We start from the raw sequence: 17915 nt of genomic DNA on the forward strand, positions 1-17915 counted from the left end.
CAAGCAAATTCTCGCCGCTTCCTGCGCGGGGCGACGGAACAATGGGCATCCATCTACCCCTTCGGGGGGGTATCAAACGAGAAGGGCAAGCGCACATGGCCAATACGCCAAAAGACATCCTGAAGATGATCGAGGAAAAGGAAATCGAATGGGTCGATGTTCGCTTCACCGATCCCAAGGGCATCTGGCATCACCTGACCATGTGCGCCAACGTCATCGGCGAAGATGAGTTGACCGACGGCCTGATGTTCGACGGCTCCTCGATCGAGGGCTGGAAGGAAATCAACGAATCGGACATGATCCTCAAGCCGGATCTCGACGCTGTATTCTTCGATCCGTTCAGCGCGACGCCGATGATGATCCTGGTCTGCGATATCGTCGAACCACTTGATGGCTCGCTCTATTCGCGCGATCCGCGCTCGACCGCCAAGCGCGCCGAACAGTTCCTCAAGTCGACCGGCCTGGGCGACACGGTCTATATCGGCCCGGAACCCGAATTTTTCATGTTCGACAGCGTCGAATTCGACAACACCTACAGCTCGTCCTTCTACAAGCTGGACGATGTCGAATTGCCGACCAACACCGGCACCAGCTATGACGGCGGCAACATGGGTCACCGCCCGCGCGCCAAGGGCGGCTATTTCCCGGTCGGCCCGGTCGATGTGACCACCGACATCCGCGCCGAAATGGTGACGACGCTGATGGAAATGGGCCTGCCCATGGACAAGCATCACCATGAAGTCGCGGGCAGCCAGCACGAACTGGGCCTTACCTTCGGCAAGCTGGTCGAAACCTGCGATCGCATCCAGATCTACAAATATGTCGTGAAGATGGTTGCCCAGGCCTATGGCAAGACCGCAACCTTCATGCCCAAGCCGATCAAGGAAGATAACGGGTCGGGTATGCACACGCATATTTCGATCTGGAACAAGGGTGAGAACACCTTTGCCGGCGACGGCTATGCCGGCCTGTCTGAAACCTGCCTCTACTTCATCGGCGGCGTCATCAAGCACGCCAAGTCGCTGAACGCCTTCACCAACCCGACCACCAACAGCTACAAGCGGCTGGTGCCGGGCTATGAAGCGCCCGTGCTGCTCGCCTATTCGGCGCGCAACCGTTCGGCTTCGTGCCGTATCCCCTATGGCGCCGGCACCAAGGCGAAGCGCGTCGAATTCCGCTTCCCCGATCCGCTCGCCAACTCCTACCTGTCGACCGCCGCTCTGCTGATGGCGGGCATCGACGGCATCGAAAACAAGATCCACCCCGGCCCGTCGATGGACAAGAACCTCTACGATCTTCCCCCGGAAGAACTGAGCCTGGTTCCCACCGTTTGCGGCAGCCTGCGTGAAGCCCTCGACAGCCTGATCGCCGACCACGACTATCTGCTCAAGGGCGGCGTGTTCACCAAGGATCAGATCGAAGCCTATATCGAGCTGAAATGGCCCGAAGTCGCCCGCTGGGAAATGTCGCCTTCGCCGGTCGAATTCGACATGTATTATAGCGGCTGATCTTTTTTTCAGCGCAGCACAACGGAAAGGCCCGGTCGCACCAGCGACCGGGCCTTTTCCATGTCCGTTTGCCGTCCAGCAAGATTCGCACATCAAGGAGAAATATTAAGGCCCACAGCCTAAAAAGCCCGTAACGGACGGTATGGAGCAGCAATGCGAAACGAGCGGATCAGGGCGACGCAGGCGACGCGCGCGGACATGCTGTTCGCTGCGCCATGGTCGGCGGTCGAAAAGATGCTGCTACTGGCGACCTGCGCCGCGACGCTGTTCTTCGCGTTGGTGACGCCACCTTTTCAGGCTCCCGATGAAAACCAGCATTATATGAAAGCGTTGCTGCTGTCCGAAGGTCGCCTGCTGGCCGAGCAGCGCGGCGCGGCGATCGGGGCCGCACTTCCGCGCTCCGGCATCGACCTGCACCGAGTCGATTTTTCTACCGAAGTGCCGCCAACGGCGCGCCGGTTCGATCCATCGACATTGGCGCAGGCTTGGCGCGCCGATACTGGCCGCCCCGGCGCGATCTTCGCCGAATTTCCCAATGTCGCCAACTATGCGCCAACGCTCTACGCGCCCGGTGCTGCCGGACTGCGGATCGGCGATGCAATCGGCCTGCCGCGCGTTGGTGCCTTCTATGCCGGGCGTCTGGCCAATGCGTTGACGGCGCTGGCTCTGCTGGCGCTGGCCCTGCGGCTTATTCCCTTCGGCCGGACGGCGATGCTGGGCGTTGCGGTGCTGCCGACATTTTCCTACCAGATCGGATCGCTTTCGCCTGATGCCGTCATCAACGGCATCGCGTTCCTTGGCCTGGCGCTGGCGTTGCGAGTCGGCTTCATGGGGCAGTCGTCGAAGGGAATGTTCGCCGCCGCCCCGTTGCTGGCGCTGGCCAAAGGCGTCTATCTCCCGCTGATGGCGGCGGGTCTGCGCTGGCCCCGACATCGACGCGATGCGCGGCCGTGGCTGATCCTTGGCGCTATGCTGCTGGGCGCGGCGGTGTTTGTTGGCTGGATGAAATATTCGGGCGGCAGTCAGGCGCTCTATCATATCATGTCGCGCAAGACGGGTCAGAGCGTGATGACTGCGCCACTGGCCGACCAACTGGCGGTGATCCTGAACGATCCGGTCGGCTATGCCCGAATCCTGCTTTCAAGCATGGTCGAGCGCGGGCCAGTCTATGCGTTGCAGATCGTCGGCCGGTTCGGATGGAACGCAATTCTGATGCCGCTGATCGCCTATCCAATCGCGGCGGTCATGCTGGGCGCGGCAGCGCTGAGCGGCGCGGGTGCGCGTTTTGGCATAGGTCAGCGGCTGTGGTGGATCGCGGTCGTGGCGGGAACGGCCATGCTGATCGAAACGGCGATGTATCTGACCGGCACGCCACCCGGCGCAGACTTCATCCAGGGGACGCAGGGTCGCTATTTCCTGCCGCTCTTGCCACTGGCGTTGATGGCATTGTCGCCCGATCGCCCGGTGCGGGGTGCGCGCACCGTTTTTGCCGTCAGTGCATTGGTCCTGATCGTCATGGCCGGATTCACCGTCTGGGACAGTTTCTGGATCCATGGTTTTGTCACCAGCGACGGGATGCCGCCGCACGAAAGCCTGACCCGCGCGCTATTCCTACCCTCGCCGCGCTGGTAACCAGACGCGGCAAAAGACCAGCCAGCCCAGCCCTTCGACAAAGCCCGCGACGACGTCGCTTGGCCAGTGGACGCCCAGCCAGACCCGGCTGATCCCGATGAGCGCGATCATGCCGCCTGCCGCCCAATAGCCGCCGCGTCGTGCCGCCAACATCGCCAGCGCGCCGAACATCATCATGTTGCCCGCCGCATGGCCGCTGGGGAAACTATAGCTATGCACGATGTCGAGATGGGGCAGAAGGTCCGGGCGGGGCGCAGCAAAAATCTGTTTCAGAACAAGGTTTAGCACGGTGCCGCCCGCCATCATCAGCGCCAGCCAAAGCGCTGCCGCGCGGCGTTTGGTAGACAGCAAGATGGACAATGTGATCGCTAAAATCACGAGCCGCCCGATCGTGTCCCCGACCACCGATGCCATGCGCATCAGCAGCGAGATATGCTGCCCCACGCCATTGTCGCGCGCAACGCCCGCCCGCCCCATCAACCCGACATTCAGCGCGTCGAGCCACCCGGCCCGCTGCATCAGCGCGATGGCCAGGACGCAAAAAAGCGCGAGAGCCAAAGCCCCCGCGCCCTTTGCCACAATTGTGCGCCGATCAGATATGGAGCGCGCGACCATAAGCCGCCAGCACGCTTTCGTGCATCGATTCCGAAATGGTGGGATGCGGGAATACCGTGTGCATCAGTTCCGCTTCGGTCGTTTCCAGCGTCTTGCCGATGGTATAGCCCTGGATCATCTCGGTCACTTCCGCGCCGATCATGTGCGCGCCCAGCAGTTCGCCGGTCTTGGCGTCGAACACGGTCTTGGTGAAGCCTTCGGATTCGCCCAGCGCGATTGCCTTGCCATTGCCGATGAAGGGGAACATGCCGACCTTGACCTCGTAACCCGCTTCCTTCGCCTTGGCTTCGGTCAGGCCCACGCTGGCGATTTGCGGGTGGCAATAGGTGCAGCCTGGGATGTTCCGCACGTCCATGGCGTGGGGATGCACATCCTTGTTGCCCAATGCCTGCGCGATCGCTTCGGCGACGATGACGCCTTCATGGCTGGCCTTATGCGCAAGCCATGGCGGCGCGGTCACGTCACCAATGGCCCACATGCCATCGACATTGGTGCGGCCATAGGCGTCGGTCTTGATATGGTAGCGCTGGTCGGGTTCGATGCCGACATCTTCCAGACCCAGATTTTCGACGTTCGGCACGATGCCGATGGCGACGATGGCATGGCTAAATTCGGTGGTCGTTTCCTTGCCAGCCTTGTCCTTGATCGTGGCAGTGACGCCCTTCTCGCCAGTCTGGATCATTTCGATCTTCGCACTGGTAAGCACGGTCATACCCTGCTTCTTGACGGCCTTCTCCAGAAAGGCGGAGACGTCGGCATCTTCGACCGGGACGATACGGTCCATCATTTCCACGACGGTCACGTCAGCACCCATATCATTGTAAAAGCTGGCAAATTCAATACCGATCGCGCCCGAACCGATGACCAGCAGCTTGGTCGGCATTTCTGGCGGGGTCATGGCGTGGCGGTATGTCCATACCCGCTTGCCGTCGGCCTTGAGTTGCGGAAGGTCGCGGGCGCGCGCGCCCGTGGCAATGATGATATGTTTGGCGGTCAGTTCTTCGGACTTGCCGTCCTTGGTCACGGACAGCTTGCCCTTCGCCACCAGCTTGCCATCGCCCATATGGACGGTGATCTTGTTCTTCTTCATCAGGTGGGTGACGCCCTGATTAAGTTGTTTGGCAACGCCGCGCGAGCGCTTCACCACCGCTTCGATGTCGGCGGTGATATTGTCCGCGGCCAGGCCATAATCCTTGGCGTGCTGCATATAATGGAAGATTTCAGCCGAACGCAGCAGCGCCTTGGTCGGGATGCAGCCCCAGTTGAGGCAGATGCCGCCAAGATTTTCGCGCTCCACGATTGCGGTCTTGAGACCCAGCTGGGCGCTGCGGATCGCGGCGACATAGCCGCCGGGACCGGAACCCAGAACGATGACATCATATGTTTCAGCCATAGTCACTCTCGCTCATTTTTCTTGAAATTTGGTCGGTGTTTCAGCCCGTGATGGGCGGAACGGAACGGGGCTGACGATCTTCGCCGATCGCCACGAAGGTGAAGCTGGCCTGCGTCACGCGATAGGAACGGTCGTCATGGCGCGCACGACGCCATGCTTCCACCGCGATCTTCATCGACGTGCGACCGACCGAGGCCAGCGACGCGAACACAGATACTTCGTCGCCGACGATGACGGGGCGCAGGAAGGTCATGCCCTCCACCGAAATCGTGACGGCACGGCCATGGCTGTAGCGGGCCGCGACCGAACCCGCCGCCGAATCCATCAGGCTCATCAACCAGCCGCCGAAAATATCCCCATGTGGATTGGTATCGGCAGGCATGGCGATGACCCGGATCGCAGGACTGTCCTGCGGCGGCGTTTCGTCGACAAATGGCATCAGGCCAGCATACCGATCGGGTTTTCGATCAGTTCCTTGAACGCCTTCATCAGGCGCGCGCCGTCCGCACCGTCGATGGCGCGGTGATCGAAGCTGCCGGTGGCAGACATGACGGTCGCGATCTGGAGTGAATCGTCGATCACGAAGGGCCGCTTTTCGCCTGCGCCGATCGCCATGATCATGGCCTGTGGCGGGTTGATGACGGCTTCAAACTGCTTGATGCCGAACATGCCCATGTTGGACAGCGACGCCGTGCCGCCCTGATATTCGGACGGCTGGAGCTTGCCCGCCTTGGCGCGGTCGGCCAGATCCTTCATCGCGTTCGAAATGGCGGCAACGCCCTTCGCACCGGCGTCCGTGACGATCGGGGTGATGAGGCCGCCGGGGATGGACACCGCAACGCTGATGTCGGCGCGGGTGAATTGCAGCATCTGGTCGCCCGCAAACTGCACGTTACATTCCGGCACTTCCATCAGCGCGACGCCCAGCGCCTTGATGAGCAGATCGTTGACCGACAGCTTCACCTTGCGGCTGGCCAGACCCGCATTGAGTTCACCGCGCAGCTTGAGCAGCTTGTCGAGCTGAATATCCACCGTCAGGTAGATGTGCGGCACCTGCTGCTTGGATTCGGTCAGACGGCGCGCGATCGTCTTGCGCATACCGCTGAGCTTGACGACTTCGTGCGGGATGCCGAAATCCTGCGCAGCGGCGGCAACCGGCGCGGGCGCAGCGGCTGGGGCGGACGCAGCGACAGGTGCAGCAGCCTTGGCAACAGGCGCTGCCACGCCCTCCTTTGCGCCGTCCAGATCGCCCTTGACGATGCGACCATTGGGACCGGAGCCGGACAGGCTGGCCAGATCAATGCCCTTGGCCTCCGCCAGACGGCGGGCGAGCGGGCTGGCCTTGACGCGCGCATCGCTGGACGGGGTGGCGGGAACGGTGTCCGCCTTGGGCGCGGCGACCGGGGCTGCCTCTGCCTTGGCTGGAACCGGATCAGCCTTGGGTGCGGCTTCGGCCTTGGCGGTGCCACCAGATGCTGCGGCAGTCGCGACATCTTCGCCTTCTTCGGCGATGATGGCGATGACGGTGCCGACCTTCACGCCCTCGGACCCTTCCGACACCAATATCTTGGCGACGATGCCTTCATCGACGGCTTCGAATTCCATCGTCGCCTTGTCCGTCTCTATTTCCGCCAGCAGATCGCCGGACGATACCGTATCCCCTTCCTTCACCAGCCATTTGGCCAGAGTTCCCTCCTCCATAGTGGGGGACAAAGCGGGCATCTGGATCGTCTTGCTCATGCGTTCTGGGCCTCTTCTTTACTTGTGCGGCACGCGCCATTTGGTGTTCGTTTTCACCCATTCGCCGGATCGGTCAAGCGACGCCTTGCGGAAGGGGCGATTATGGCCCACATTTCACCGCACTGGTTCGTTGGACCGGAATTGACGGTCCGGCAAGGCCGTTGGCGCAACGCGGGGGCGATGGAAAGTGCGGACATATCTGGTTGTCGTGGACGAATCGGCGGAGGCGGAAACCGCGCTGCGCTTTGCCGCGCGCCGGGCGACTAAGACCGGCGGATCGGTCCGCATCCTCGCCCTTATCCCGCCCGCAGAGTTCGTCCAGTGGGGCGGCGTGCAGGCGACGATGGAGGATGAAGCGCTGCAACGCGCCGAGGCGCTGGTGACCAGCGCGGCAGGCACGCTGACCGATGAGTCCGGCATCCGTCCGAGCATTACCGTGCGGCAGGGCGACGCAGTGACGGTGGTGCGGCGCACGCTCGATGAAATGGACGATGTCGCCGCACTGGTGCTGGGCGCGGCGGCAAGCGGGCCGCCCGGTGCCTTGGTGTCGCACTTTGCGGGCGCGGACGCGGGCAAGATGCCCTGCCCCATCATGGTCATTCCCGGCGGGCTGGACGCAGAGGCGATTGATCGGTTGAGTTGAGAACCCAGCGTCATTGCGAGCGTAGCGAAGCAATCCATCGCGCCACCATGGATTGCTTCGCTACGCTCGCAATGACGAGATGCACTACCGCTTATGCTTACCCCTTTTGCCGCCGATATGACGGACATTGGCGGGGCGGCCGCGATGGGTGATGGAGCGGGAGTTGCCCGGACGGGTGCGGTCCTGCCTGCCCGGTCCACCGCGCGACGGGGGCGAGTCGGGCAGTTCGAAGCGTAGCACGCCGTTGATCGGGTCGGCTTCGGCCAGTCGCAGGTCGAGCCGCTGGCCGACGGTGTAGCGATCGCCGCTTTCCACGCCCTCCAAGGCCCGGCCCGCTTCGTCATGGAAGAAGCGTTCGCGGCCCAGCGTCGAGATATGGACGAGGCCATCGCCGCCCAACCCCTCCACCGTGGCGAAGAAGCCGAAATTCTGGACGCCGGTGATGCGCGCATGGACGATTTCGCCGACATGGGCAGCAAGATAGGCGGCGACATAGCGGTCCACCGTCTCACGCTCCGCTTCCATCGCGCGGCGCTCGAACTGGCTGATCATTTCGCCGACCTTGCCCATATTCTCATAATCAGCGACACTGAGCGAGGATTTGGCGGGGATGACATTTCCCTTGGGCGCGGGCAGTTCCAGCCCGTGCGCGCCGACGAGCGCGCGATGGACCAGAAGGTCGGCATAGCGGCGAATGGGCGAAGTGAAATGGCCGTAGGAGCCAAGCGCCAGGCCGAAATGGCCCATATTGACCGGGCTGTAATAAGCCTGCGTCTGGCTGCGCAGGATCTGCTCCATGATCTGGGGCTTTTCCTCCGCCTCCCCCACCCGCTTGATGAGGTGGTTGAAGGTCGCGGGGCGCACCACCTGACCCAGGGCGAAGTCGATGTCGAAGGTCGCCAGATATTCCTTGAGCGCGACCAGCTTGTCGCGGCTGGGCGGTTCATGGACGCGATACATGACCGGCGCTTTCTTCTGTTCCAGCGCCTTGGCAGCCGCGACGTTGGCGGCGATCATATAATCTTCGATCAGCATATGCGCGTCGAGCCGTTCGCGTATCGCGACGCTGACGATCTTGCCCCATTCGTCCAGCACCACGCGCCGTTCGGGCAGGTCGAGCGCCAGCGGCTCGCGCGCCAGCCGCGCCTTGTGCAGCAAGTCCCAACAGGCCCAGAGCGGCTTGAGCGCGGTTTCGAGCAGGGGATGATCGCGCGTGCCGTCGATCGCGGCCTGTGCGTCTTCATAAGCCAGCACGGCAGCGACGCGGATGATGGCGCGGGAAAAGCGCCATGATATGACCTTGCCCGCCGCGTTGAGGACGAGGTGGCAGGCCATAGCCGCACGATCCTGCCCCGCGCGCAGCGAACACATGTCGGACGACAATTGATGCGGCAGCATGGGGACGACGAGGTCGGGGAAATAGACGCTGTTGCCGCGCTTGCGCGCTTCGCGGTCCAGCGCGCTGCCGGGGCGGACATAATAGCTGACATCGGCGATGGCGACGATGGCGCGGAAGCCGCCGGGATTGGCTTCGTCCGCGTCGGGCGTAGCCCAGACCGCATCGTCATGGTCGCGCGCGTCGGACGGATCGATCGCCACGATGGGAAGGTGGCGCAGATCCTCGCGCTTTTCCTCATGCAGCGGCAGCGCGGACGCGGCGAGCGCTTCTTCCTCCACCGCTTCGGGGAAGACGTTGGGAATGCCATGTTTGTGGATGGCAATCAGGCTGAAACTGCGCGGGGCGAAGGGATCGCCCAAAATGTCGGTGACGCGCGCGGAAATGCGCGGCGGGCGGCCGGTGGGTTCGGCCAGCACCAGATCGCCCTTCTTGGCGTTGCCTGCGTCGCTGATCGGCGTATCCTTGCGGATGCGCTTGTCCACCGGGCGCAGCCACAGCTTGCCATCGGCCATTTCCTCGACCACGCCGAGCAGCATCTCGGTCGATTTTTCGAGCTTCTTCATCGGGTGCGCGACCCAGCCGTTGCCGGCCTCCTCCGTCCGGGCGAGGATGCGGTCGCCGACGGTGAGTGCGCCGCGTTTGCCGCGCTCCATGACGCGCAGGCGGGGCGCGGGCTGGCCTTCGGCTTCCCACCGTTCGGGGATGGCGATCAGGGTCGTGTCGTTGACATCGACGATGCGCAGCACAGTGACTTTGGGGACGCCGCCCAGCTTGTGGAAAGCACGGGCGGGGCCAAGGTCGATCATGCCTTCGTCGGCCATGTCCTTGAGCAAGGCTTTCAACGCGATCTTTTCCTGGCCCTTGAGGCCGAAAGCCTTGGCGATTTCGCGCTTGCCCGCTGGCTGGTCGGACGTGGTGATGAAGTCCATGATTTCGGTGCGGGTCGGGAAACCGGCGGGGCGCACGCGGTCGCGGGCGGGGCGCTTTGGCGTGGGCGCCTTTTTGTCGTTGGATGTCATGTCATGGCTATAGGGGGGCGGCGGGGCGCGCGCCAGTGGCATGGCGGGACGGCAGTTGCGGATCGTTCAAGGGGGCATGATGCTCCTGCTCCTCCTTGCCGCCGCCGCGCAACAGCCGGTTCCGATCGACCGGGCCACGGGCGAACATTATGTCTGGGGTGGGGTCAATGACGGCTGGCATCTTGTGAAGCGCGACGACATGTCGGTCATCGCCGAACGGATCGCGCCGGGGGCAAGCGAGGTGCGGCATGTTCATGCGCGGGCGCGGCAATTTTTCTATGTGCTGGCGGGCGAACTGACGATGGAGGTCGGCGGGACGACCCGTGTGCTGCACGCGGGTCAGGGGATCGAAATAGCGCCTGGCATCGCGCATCAGGCGCAGAATCGGAGTGCCGCGCCGGTAGACATCATCGTCAATTCGACACCCAAGAGCCATGGCGACCGGACAGAGGCGCCGCAGGCCGGAACGCCCTAACCCGCCAATTTGCGCGCGCGGTCGCGCCATGCTTCGGCCAGCAACGGCATGTCCGCCAGCGCGCGCACGGCGTGAGGATCGCGCTTGTGGCCACCGCCGATCAGCAGGCGGAAGATACGATCGATGTTCCAGTCGGGCAGCGGGCGATCGATCAGTTCCATGCGCGTACCCGCCGCCGCCTCCCCTTCGCGGATGACCCGGAAATAGATGCCGCAGCGGGCGGTCTTGACGATCGTCGCCATGACGTCGCGCGCGCCGAAGCGATGGTCGAGTTTCCAGCAGGGCTGGCGACCATGGCTGACCTCCACGATGGCGCTGCCCAGAGTGAAGCGGTCGCCCAGGCACAGGTCAGCCTCCGTCATGCCGCGCGAGGCGATATTTTCGCCGAATGCGCCGGGTGCGTCCAGTAACGGATGGCCCGACCTTGCCGCGCGCCACCAGTCATAATGATCTTGCGGGTAGAGGTGTATCGCCTTGTCCCAGCCGCCATGGTGGATCGGGTCAGCGACCTGATTGCCGACAAAGCCATCCCATGTGATTTGCACCGGGCCGTCCACCGGGCGTTTGGCGATGGCGCTATAATCGTCGCCGCGAAACGGAACGGGCGTGCCGACCAGCAGCGCGTCGATGGTCATGAAGGGCGTGTCCATGCCCGCCTTCATGCCATGGCGGCGCGGCGGAGGCGAGGGGTCGGTTGACGGTGGCTGGCTTTACCCGGCGTCGATTTCCGAACGCAGTTTCAGCACCTTTCCGCCATTGTCGGTTTCGATCAGAAAGGCCGGGTCATCGTGCGATCCGTTGCGGCGGATCAGCGCGCCTTCGATCGTGCGTTCGACAGGATGTTCGAATCGCTCCGTAATGCGTCCCCGGCCGACGCCCTGCCCCCAATTCCACCTGACCCGCGTTCCTGTACGGAATGTCTGAGCCATTGGGGCATCCTCTCCTATTTTGGGCGCAACTGCGCCAGCCGGTGCATCCTTGCCAACGAAAGGCATAAATCCCAACGGCTTGACTGGTTCCCTTGGGTTTTGGCAACTCTTGCGCTAAAGGGCGCGCATGGATGCTACCGGCCTTCGCGTTGCGCTGTTCAGCGGCAATTATAATTATGTGCGCGATGGGGCCAATCAGGCGCTCAACCGCTTCGTGGGCTATTTGCTGCGGCAGGGGGCAAGCGTGCGGGTCTATTCGCCGACCACCGACACGCCCGCCTTTGCCCCCGCAGGCGATCTGGTCAGCACGCCGTCGGTGCCGGTGCCAGGGCGCAAGGAATATCGCATACCCTATGCCATGTCGGCGCATGTTCGCCGCGATCTCAAGGCGTTCGCACCCAATCTGGTCCACCTGTCCAGCCCCGATCCGCTGGGCCATCGCGCGCTCAGCTGGGCGCGGGCGCATGGATTGCCGACGGTGGCATCGGTGCATACACGGTTCGAAACCTATCCCCGCTATTATGGTCTGGCCTTTCTGGAGCCAGTGATAGAGGGCATATTGCGGCGCTTCTATCGCCGCTGCGACGCCATTGTCGCGCCGTCCGAATCGATGGCGCAACTGCTGCGCGAACAGCGGATGAGCTATGATGTCGGTATCTGGACACGCGGCATCGACCGGGAGATTTTCAATCCGGGTCGTCGCGATCTGGACTGGCGGCGCTCGGTCGGCATCGCCGATGACATGCCGACGATTGGCTTCATCGGCCGGTTGGTGATGGAAAAGGGGCTGGACGTGTTTTCCGACACGATCGACCAGCTGACGAGCCGACAGGTGCCGCACAAGGTGCTGGTCGTGGGCGAAGGCCCGGCACGCGAATGGTTCCAGAACCGCTTGCCCGGCGCGGTCTTTACCGGGTTCCAGCAGGGGCAGGATCTGGGCCGGGCAGTCGCCAGCATGGACATGCTGTTCAACCCGTCCGTCACCGAGACGTTCGGCAATGTGACGCTGGAAGCGATGGCGTGCGCCCTGCCGACCGTGGCAGCGCGGGCAACGGGCAGCGAAAGCCTGTTGGTCGATCGCGTCACTGGCCGTCTGATCCGCCCCGGCGCGATCGGGTCTTTCGCTGATGCACTGGCCGATTATTGCACGGACGCCGACGCGCGCGGCCATGCTGGTGTCGCGGCACAGGCACGGGCCGAACGCAATGGGTGGGATCAGGTCAATCAGGCGCTGGTCGATACCTATCTGCGCATCATCCGCCAGCGCGAACAGGGCACGATGCCCCGTTCCAGCCCGGTTCCCTGAACGTCCTTTCATCCCTATATCGGGACCGATGGCTGATCTTTTCGCTCCCGATGATGCCGCTGGCGCCGATGCGCCAGCAGACAGCGCTCCGCTGGCCGACCGGCTGCGCCCGCGCACGCTGGCGCAGGTGGTGGGTCAGGAACATCTGACCGGACCGGAAGGCGCGATCGGGCGGATGGTGGCGGCGGGGCGGCTGTCGTCGATCATCCTGTGGGGACCGCCCGGCACCGGCAAGACAACCACCGCGCGGTTGCTGGCCGATGCGGTGGGGATGGAATTCATGGCGATTTCCGCCGTGTTTTCGGGCGTCGCCGACCTCAAGAAAGTCTTTGCCACAGCCAAGGATCATGCCCGGCGCGGTAACAAGACCTTGTTATTCGTGGATGAGATCCACCGCTTCAACCGGGCGCAGCAGGACAGTTTCCTGCCCTTTGTCGAAAATGGCACTGTCACTCTGGTCGGGGCGACGACCGAAAATCCCAGTTTCGAGTTGAACGCGGCTTTGCTGTCGCGGGCGCAGGTGTTGATCCTGCGACGGCTGGACGCGGCGGCGCTGGAGCAGTTGATCGACCGGGCGGAAGCGGAGACGGGACGCGCCCTGCCGCTCACTCCTGCGGCGCGCGAAGCGCTGGTGGCCAGTGCCGATGGCGACGGGCGTTTCCTGCTCAATCAGGTCGAGACGCTCTATTCGATTGCGATCCCGGTGCCGCTCGATCCGGCTGCGCTGTCCGCCCTGCTCCACCGCCGGGTCGCGGTGTATGACAAGGATCGGGAGGGGCATTATAACCTGATTTCCGCGCTGCATAAGTCGCTGCGCGGGTCCGATCCGCAGGCCGCGCTTTATTATATGGCGCGGATGCTGGTGGCGGGGGAACAGCCGCTTTATGTGCTGCGCCGGTTGGTGCGCTTTGCAGCGGAAGATATTGGCCTCGCCGATCCGCAGGCGCTGATCCAGTGTCTGGCCGCCAAAGATGCCTATGATTTTCTGGGTTCGCCCGAAGGCGAAGTCGCGATCGTGCAGGCCTGCCTATATTGCGCGACCGCGCCCAAATCCAACGCGGCCTATATGGCGATGAAAGCGTCGTTCAAATCGGCGCGCGACACCGGGTCGCTGATGCCGCCGCAAAACATCCTGAACGCGCCGACCAAGCTGATGAAGGATGTCGGTTACGGCAAAGGCTATCAATATGATCATGACGCGGTGGATGGCTTTTCCGGCGCGGATTACTGGCCGGAGGAGATGGAGGCGCAGACCTTCTATGCGCCGACCGACCGGGGATATGAGGCGCGGATTGCCGAGCGGATCGCCTATTGGAACCGGCTGCGCGCCGAACGTGGCGGGGCGTGAGGCCGTTCGACCAGTTTGCCGTCATCGACTGGTCGGGACAGGCCGTGGCGCGGCCCAAAGGGCTGGCGCTGGCATGGGCCGGGCGGGATGATGCGCCGCCGGTGATGGTCGCGCCGGAGGACGGGTGGAGCCGGGCGACGATAACGGAATGGATCGCCGATCAGGGACGCGCGAAACGCCGGATGCTGATTGGCATGGACCTGTCCCCTGCCCTGCCCTTTGTCGATGCGGGCGGCTATTTTCCCGGCTGGGCCGAATCGCCCGCCAATGCCAAAAAATTATGGGCGATGGTCGACGCGATGGCCGACGCGGATCTGCATCTGTCGGTCGGCACTATGCTGGGCCATGGCGAAGTGCGGCGGCATTTCCGGCAGATCGGCGATTGTGGCGATCGCTTTGCGGCAGGGCGCGGGCGGTTGCGGGTGTGCGAGTTGGGACAGGCGGCGATGGGCCTGTCGCCCTATAGCTGTTTCAATCTGGTCGGCGCGGCGCAGGTGGGCAAATCCAGCCTGACGGCGATGCGATCGCTCCATCGTCTGCGCGGAGTAGTGCCGGTGTGGCCGTTCGATCCGGTGCCAGATGACGGGCCGCTGATCGTGGAAATCTATACATCGCTGGCGGCGCGGGCAGCGGGGATGCCCAAGGGCCGGTCTAAGATGCGGGATGGCGCGGCGCTGGACATGGCGCTGGCGGCGTTGGGGGTTGCGCCGCACGCGCCCCTGCCCCGCTATAACGACCATGCCACCGATGCGATTTTGACATGCGCCTGGTTGCGAGGCGTTGCGCATGATGCCGCGTTGTGGAACCCGGTCGCGCTCGACGCCCATATTGGGCAAACTGAGGGCTGGACGTTCGGCGTCATCTGATAGTAAGGGCTTGGCCCAGCCGAAACGGCGCGCCGGATTAGCACAGTGGTAGTGCAGCGGTTTTGTAAACCGAAGGTCGCGGGTTCAAATCCTGCATCCGGCACCATTTTCAAACAACAGCGCCAGCGATCCCCAAGAGCGGGACAAACCCAAACGCAAAATGGGGACCAGCATTGCTGCCGGTCCCCACTTCCGTCGGGTCATGCGATCCGCTTCTCCGGTGGAGAGGCGATCATCGGCCCGGCGTTTGCTCCTGCACCAGCCACAAGGGCCGCCGCATCGGCGGAACCGGGGCGGGCCAAGGGCAGCCATCCCGGTGTTGATCCCTGCTTTCCGCAGCCCGACGTTCACTTTCGCGCGTACCCGGCAGCGGCCTTTGGGGACCGATCCGGCGGTTGACGCCATCCTTGCGAATGGCCCCTTCCATCGGATCAGCAGAACAGGTTCAAATCGTTGATTTCTCGCCGATTTTCCGAACCGGATTTCGCCGCTTCGTCTGTTCCGATGCCATCATGCTCTCACCGATTGCGAGTCGCGCAAAGCGGATTCTTGCACTTTGGCGACAGCGACATGGACATAGCTGTGGATAAGTGTGGATAAGTTTGTAACGGGCGTTACAGCCGACCGGCGCTGGCCAGTTGAACGCAGCGAATATTCCATCCGTCGCAAATTTTATTGCTTTAGAAACAATGGCTTAATTTGTTGCCTCAGGTTCATGCAACTTGAATCAAGATATAGGGGTTCTGCCATCAAATCATTGCAATCGGAGGAAAAATTCATGCGTAAAGCTCTTATGGCCCTGGCCGCCGTCTCGCTCGCCGTTCCGCTGTCCATGGCCGTGCCGACCGACGGTGCGCAGGCGCGCAAGGATTATCGTTACAAGGAATGGCGCGGTCGCGATGGCCGGACCTATTGCCGCAAGTCGAATGGCACGACCGGCATGATCGTGGGCGGCGTCGGCGGCGCGCTGGCGGGCCGGGCGATCGATACGCGCGGCGACCGGGCGACCGGCACGATCCTGGGTGCGGCCGGTGGCGCGTTGCTGGGCAAGGCGATCGACAGCAAGCGCACCTGCCGCTGAGGCATTTGAAGCAAAAAAGGGGCGGCATCCCGTCGGATGCCGCCCCTTTTTGCGTAACGGGTCTGACGATCAGTTCGTAGCAGCGCCGCGTGCTTCGTCAACATTGAACGACACTGGCTGGCCGCCCGATACGCCCGAAACCTTGCCGTTCTTGACCGACAGGTTGAACGCTACGGCGTCGGGGAAGCGACGGCCGGAAATGACCTTGCCAGTCTTGGAATCCTTGACTTCATACACATAGGTATAACCTTCGTGCGTGAAGCGCTGCTTGCCGGCTTCTTCAGCCTGGGCAGGGGCGGCGATGGCAATGATAGCGCTCAGGGCGCTGGCGGCAACAAACTTGGACAGCATTCGCATGGGTAAACTCCTTGTGAATGCCGATCAAACACCTCTGTATATTCTTGTTCTGTTGAGAGCGTCTCTATGTTGCAGTGCGGCATGGCGACAATCGCAAAAAGTGCGCGCACAGTTGCGCGGAACGCAACCGAAACGGATCATGCCACTCAAGCCTTTGATAGTGCAACGATATGATCGAACTCTGCGGCCGTCAGCGGCGCGACCGAAAGGCGCGATTGGCGCAGCATGAGCATGTTGGCCAGGGCCGAATCGGCTTTCATCACCTTGAGCGACACGGGTTTGGCCAGCTTTTCGCGCGGCGCGACATGCACCGCGATCCACTTGCCGCTGTCATCAGTGCTGTCTGGCGCGGCTTCCCCGACGATTTCTATGATGCCGACGGCTTCCACGCCGATGTTGCTGTGATAGAAGAAGGCCAGGTCGCCCAGGCGCATGGCGCGCATATGCCCCTGCGCCGCATGATTGCGCACGCCGTCCCACTCCGCTTTCCCCTTCGCGACCAGATCGTCATAGGAAAAGGCGTCCGGTTCCGATTTCATCAGCCAGTAGTTCATTTTGCCTCCTTGCATCACCGCCCCGCCGCGATCAAGGATGGGAACATCAGCGGGTGACCCCATATAGGATGGCGCGCCCCTTAGCTTGCTTGGAGAAGATCGACGTGTCGCAAACGGTTTTGGATCAGGTGCCTGTCCTGTCCATGGCAGAGTTGAGCAAGGCGGATTTTTCCCGCGCGTTCGGCCAATCCTTTCAGCGCTTCGGCTTTGCCATGGTGCGCGACCATGGCATGGATCAGGCGTTGTTGGACGAAGGATGGGCGCTGGCCCGCGCTTTCTTTGCCCTGCCGGAAGAAACGAAGCGCGCCTATGACGCCAAATTCAACGGCGGCCAGCGCGGCTATACTGCGTTCGGCACCGAAATAGCCAAAGGCGCGAGCGAGAATGACCTGAAGGAATTCTGGCATGTCGGGCGCGACCTGCCCGCAGGCGATCCGCTGGCCGAAACGATGCCGCCCAACATCTGGCCGGCCGAAATGCCGGAGTTCAAACCCGTGTTCGCCCGACTCTATGCCGAGTTCGACCGGGTCGGCGCGGAATTGCTGTCCGCCATCGCCCTCTATCTAGGGCTGGAGGAGCGCTGGTTCGACAAGCCGGTCGAAAATGGCAATTCGATCCTGCGGCTGCTGCATTATCCGCCGGTATCGCCGCAGGCGCCGGGCATCCGGGCGGGCGCGCATGAGGATATCAACCTCATCACCCTGTTGCTGGGGGCTGAAGAAGGCGGGCTGGAGTTGAAGGATCGCGATGGCAACTGGCTGCCCGTGGTGCCGCCGCCGGGTGCGCTGGCGATCAATGTCGGCGACATGCTCCAGCGGCTGAGCAACCATGTGCTGCCATCGACCAGCCACCGCGTGGTCAATCCGCCGCCGGAGCGGCGCGGTCATTCGCGCTATTCGATGCCGTTTTTCCTGCACCTGCGCCCCGATTTCATGATCGATGCGCTGCCCCAATGCGTGAGCGTAGATAATCCGCGTCGCAATCCGCCGATCAGCGCACATGATTATCTGACCGAGCGGCTGATCGAAATCGGGCTGATCAAGAAGTAAA

18 protein-coding genes and 1 tRNA gene are annotated in these 17915 nt (G+C 62.9%); 10 read left to right on the forward strand and 9 right to left on the reverse strand.

The features are described from left to right. Window positions 1-95 precede the first annotated feature (95 nt). The gene (gene glnA, locus SPBM01_RS06430) at window positions 96-1508 is read left to right on the forward strand and encodes a type I glutamate--ammonia ligase (protein WP_188064521.1); all 1413 of its coding nucleotides are present in this window, start codon (window positions 96-98) and stop codon (window positions 1506-1508) included. Window positions 1509-1661: 153 nt separating this feature from the next. Then, a complete protein-coding gene (locus tag SPBM01_RS06435; RefSeq protein ID WP_188064522.1) occupies window positions 1662-3140 on the forward strand; it encodes a DUF2142 domain-containing protein in 1479 nt (492 codons plus the stop codon). On the opposite strand, the gene SPBM01_RS06440 is transcribed toward SPBM01_RS06435, so the two are convergent. Genes SPBM01_RS06440 through SPBM01_RS06455 form a run of 4 tightly spaced genes read right to left on the reverse strand, consistent with a single transcriptional unit; the run spans window position 3120 to window position 6888 of the window. Then, window positions 3120-3755, reverse strand: a complete 636-nt coding sequence (locus SPBM01_RS06440) for a phosphatase PAP2 family protein (protein WP_188064523.1) — start codon at window positions 3753-3755, stop codon at window positions 3120-3122. The two genes, SPBM01_RS06435 and SPBM01_RS06440, sit on opposite strands and share 21 nt — an antisense overlap. After that, window positions 3733-5148 (reverse strand): dihydrolipoyl dehydrogenase, encoded by a 1416-nt coding sequence (gene lpdA / locus SPBM01_RS06445; protein WP_188064524.1) that lies wholly within the window; start codon window positions 5146-5148, stop codon window positions 3733-3735. Before lpdA ends, SPBM01_RS06440 begins: the two co-directional genes overlap by 23 nt. A gap of 40 nt (window positions 5149-5188) precedes the next feature. Then, entirely contained in the window at window positions 5189-5587 is a 399-nt protein-coding gene (locus SPBM01_RS06450) for an acyl-CoA thioesterase (RefSeq protein WP_188064525.1), read from the reverse strand. Next, complete coding sequence (locus tag SPBM01_RS06455) at window positions 5587-6888, reverse strand: pyruvate dehydrogenase complex dihydrolipoamide acetyltransferase (protein WP_188064526.1); 1302 nt, start codon at window positions 6886-6888, stop codon at window positions 5587-5589. The genes SPBM01_RS06450 and SPBM01_RS06455 overlap by 1 nt, the downstream gene beginning before the upstream one ends. 187 nt (window positions 6889-7075) lie before the next feature. On the opposite strand from SPBM01_RS06455, the gene SPBM01_RS06460 reads away from it, so the two are divergent. Continuing rightward, complete coding sequence (locus SPBM01_RS06460; protein WP_188064527.1) at window positions 7076-7531, forward strand: universal stress protein; 456 nt, start codon at window positions 7076-7078, stop codon at window positions 7529-7531. 84 nt (window positions 7532-7615) lie between these two features. On the opposite strand, the gene rnr is transcribed toward SPBM01_RS06460, so the two are convergent. Beyond that, window positions 7616-9949 carry a ribonuclease R gene (gene rnr / locus SPBM01_RS06465; protein ID WP_262504345.1) on the reverse strand — a complete coding sequence of 778 codons (2334 nt, stop codon included), beginning with the start codon at window positions 9947-9949 and terminating at the stop codon, window positions 7616-7618. A 76-nt stretch (window positions 9950-10025) separates the two neighbouring features. Here rnr and SPBM01_RS06470 point away from each other — a divergent pair, with 76 nt between their 5' ends. Continuing rightward, window positions 10026-10424, forward strand: a complete 399-nt coding sequence (locus SPBM01_RS06470; RefSeq protein ID WP_188064529.1) for a cupin domain-containing protein — start codon at window positions 10026-10028, stop codon at window positions 10422-10424. Here the strand turns inward: SPBM01_RS06470 and SPBM01_RS06475 are convergent. Next, window positions 10421-11074, reverse strand: coding sequence for an MOSC domain-containing protein (locus tag SPBM01_RS06475; RefSeq protein WP_188064530.1), 654 nt, complete (start codon window positions 11072-11074; stop codon window positions 10421-10423). The two genes, SPBM01_RS06470 and SPBM01_RS06475, sit on opposite strands and share 4 nt — an antisense overlap. Before the next feature lie 60 nt (window positions 11075-11134). After that, window positions 11135-11353, reverse strand: a complete 219-nt coding sequence (locus SPBM01_RS06480; protein WP_188064531.1) for a DUF2945 domain-containing protein — start codon at window positions 11351-11353, stop codon at window positions 11135-11137. A gap of 127 nt (window positions 11354-11480) precedes the next feature. On the opposite strand from SPBM01_RS06480, the gene SPBM01_RS06485 reads away from it, so the two are divergent. The 5 genes from SPBM01_RS06485 (at window position 11481) to SPBM01_RS06505 (ending at window position 15954) form a co-directional block, all read left to right on the forward strand. Next, a complete protein-coding gene (locus tag SPBM01_RS06485; RefSeq protein WP_188064532.1) occupies window positions 11481-12659 on the forward strand; it encodes a glycosyltransferase family 4 protein in 1179 nt (392 codons plus the stop codon). A gap of 28 nt (window positions 12660-12687) precedes the next feature. Beyond that, window positions 12688-14007, forward strand: a complete 1320-nt coding sequence (locus SPBM01_RS06490) for a replication-associated recombination protein A (RefSeq protein ID WP_188064533.1) — start codon at window positions 12688-12690, stop codon at window positions 14005-14007. Continuing rightward, the gene (locus tag SPBM01_RS06495) at window positions 14004-14873 is read left to right on the forward strand and encodes a hypothetical protein (RefSeq protein WP_188064534.1); all 870 of its coding nucleotides are present in this window, start codon (window positions 14004-14006) and stop codon (window positions 14871-14873) included. The genes SPBM01_RS06490 and SPBM01_RS06495 overlap by 4 nt, the downstream gene beginning before the upstream one ends. A 31-nt stretch (window positions 14874-14904) precedes the next feature. Continuing rightward, a tRNA-Thr gene (locus tag SPBM01_RS06500) sits at window positions 14905-14979 on the forward strand. Window positions 14980-15651: 672 nt separating this feature from the next. After that, a complete protein-coding gene (locus tag SPBM01_RS06505) occupies window positions 15652-15954 on the forward strand; it encodes a glycine zipper 2TM domain-containing protein (RefSeq protein WP_188064535.1) in 303 nt (100 codons plus the stop codon). Window positions 15955-16023: 69 nt separating this feature from the next. On the opposite strand, the gene SPBM01_RS06510 is transcribed toward SPBM01_RS06505, so the two are convergent. Together SPBM01_RS06510 and SPBM01_RS06515 are read right to left on the reverse strand one after the other, a co-directional pair. After that, entirely contained in the window at window positions 16024-16305 is a 282-nt protein-coding gene (locus SPBM01_RS06510) for a hypothetical protein (protein ID WP_188065586.1), read from the reverse strand. Window positions 16306-16457: 152 nt separating this feature from the next. Further along, window positions 16458-16865 (reverse strand): EVE domain-containing protein, encoded by a 408-nt coding sequence (locus SPBM01_RS06515; RefSeq protein ID WP_188064536.1) that lies wholly within the window; start codon window positions 16863-16865, stop codon window positions 16458-16460. Window positions 16866-16969: 104 nt separating this feature from the next. On the opposite strand from SPBM01_RS06515, the gene SPBM01_RS06520 reads away from it, so the two are divergent. Further along, on the forward strand, window positions 16970-17914 hold the full coding sequence (locus tag SPBM01_RS06520; protein WP_188064537.1) for an isopenicillin N synthase family dioxygenase: 945 nt from the start codon (window positions 16970-16972) through the stop codon (window positions 17912-17914). The last annotated feature ends 1 nt before the right edge of the window (window position 17915 follow it).

Origin of the sequence: Sphingobium sp. KCTC 72723 (genome assembly GCF_014280435.1) — a bacterium.
Classification (GTDB): domain Bacteria; phylum Pseudomonadota; class Alphaproteobacteria; order Sphingomonadales; family Sphingomonadaceae; genus Sphingobium.

What these genes read in the sequence shown, in the direction of transcription:
- glnA (WP_188064521.1), top strand. Translation starts at nt 96, where the DNA reads ATGGCCAATACGCCAAAAGACATCCTGAAGATGATCGAGGAAAAGGAA.
- SPBM01_RS06435 (WP_188064522.1), top strand. Translation starts at nt 1,662, where the DNA reads ATGCGAAACGAGCGGATCAGGGCGACGCAGGCGACGCGCGCGGACATG.
- SPBM01_RS06440 (WP_188064523.1), bottom strand. Translation starts at nt 3,755, where the DNA reads ATGGTCGCGCGCTCCATATCTGATCGGCGCACAATTGTGGCAAAGGGC.
- lpdA (WP_188064524.1), bottom strand. Translation starts at nt 5,148, where the DNA reads ATGGCTGAAACATATGATGTCATCGTTCTGGGTTCCGGTCCCGGCGGC.
- SPBM01_RS06450 (WP_188064525.1), bottom strand. Translation starts at nt 5,587, where the DNA reads ATGCCATTTGTCGACGAAACGCCGCCGCAGGACAGTCCTGCGATCCGG.
- SPBM01_RS06455 (WP_188064526.1), bottom strand. Translation starts at nt 6,888, where the DNA reads ATGAGCAAGACGATCCAGATGCCCGCTTTGTCCCCCACTATGGAGGAG.
- rnr (WP_262504345.1), bottom strand. Translation starts at nt 9,949, where the DNA reads ATGACATCCAACGACAAAAAGGCGCCCACGCCAAAGCGCCCCGCCCGC.
- SPBM01_RS06470 (WP_188064529.1), top strand. Translation starts at nt 10,026, where the DNA reads ATGATGCTCCTGCTCCTCCTTGCCGCCGCCGCGCAACAGCCGGTTCCG.
- SPBM01_RS06475 (WP_188064530.1), bottom strand. Translation starts at nt 11,074, where the DNA reads ATGGACACGCCCTTCATGACCATCGACGCGCTGCTGGTCGGCACGCCC.
- SPBM01_RS06480 (WP_188064531.1), bottom strand. Translation starts at nt 11,353, where the DNA reads ATGGCTCAGACATTCCGTACAGGAACGCGGGTCAGGTGGAATTGGGGG.
- SPBM01_RS06485 (WP_188064532.1), top strand. Translation starts at nt 11,481, where the DNA reads ATGGATGCTACCGGCCTTCGCGTTGCGCTGTTCAGCGGCAATTATAAT.
- SPBM01_RS06490 (WP_188064533.1), top strand. Translation starts at nt 12,688, where the DNA reads ATGGCTGATCTTTTCGCTCCCGATGATGCCGCTGGCGCCGATGCGCCA.
- SPBM01_RS06505 (WP_188064535.1), top strand. Translation starts at nt 15,652, where the DNA reads ATGCGTAAAGCTCTTATGGCCCTGGCCGCCGTCTCGCTCGCCGTTCCG.
- SPBM01_RS06510 (WP_188065586.1), bottom strand. Translation starts at nt 16,305, where the DNA reads ATGCTGTCCAAGTTTGTTGCCGCCAGCGCCCTGAGCGCTATCATTGCC.
- SPBM01_RS06515 (WP_188064536.1), bottom strand. Translation starts at nt 16,865, where the DNA reads ATGAACTACTGGCTGATGAAATCGGAACCGGACGCCTTTTCCTATGAC.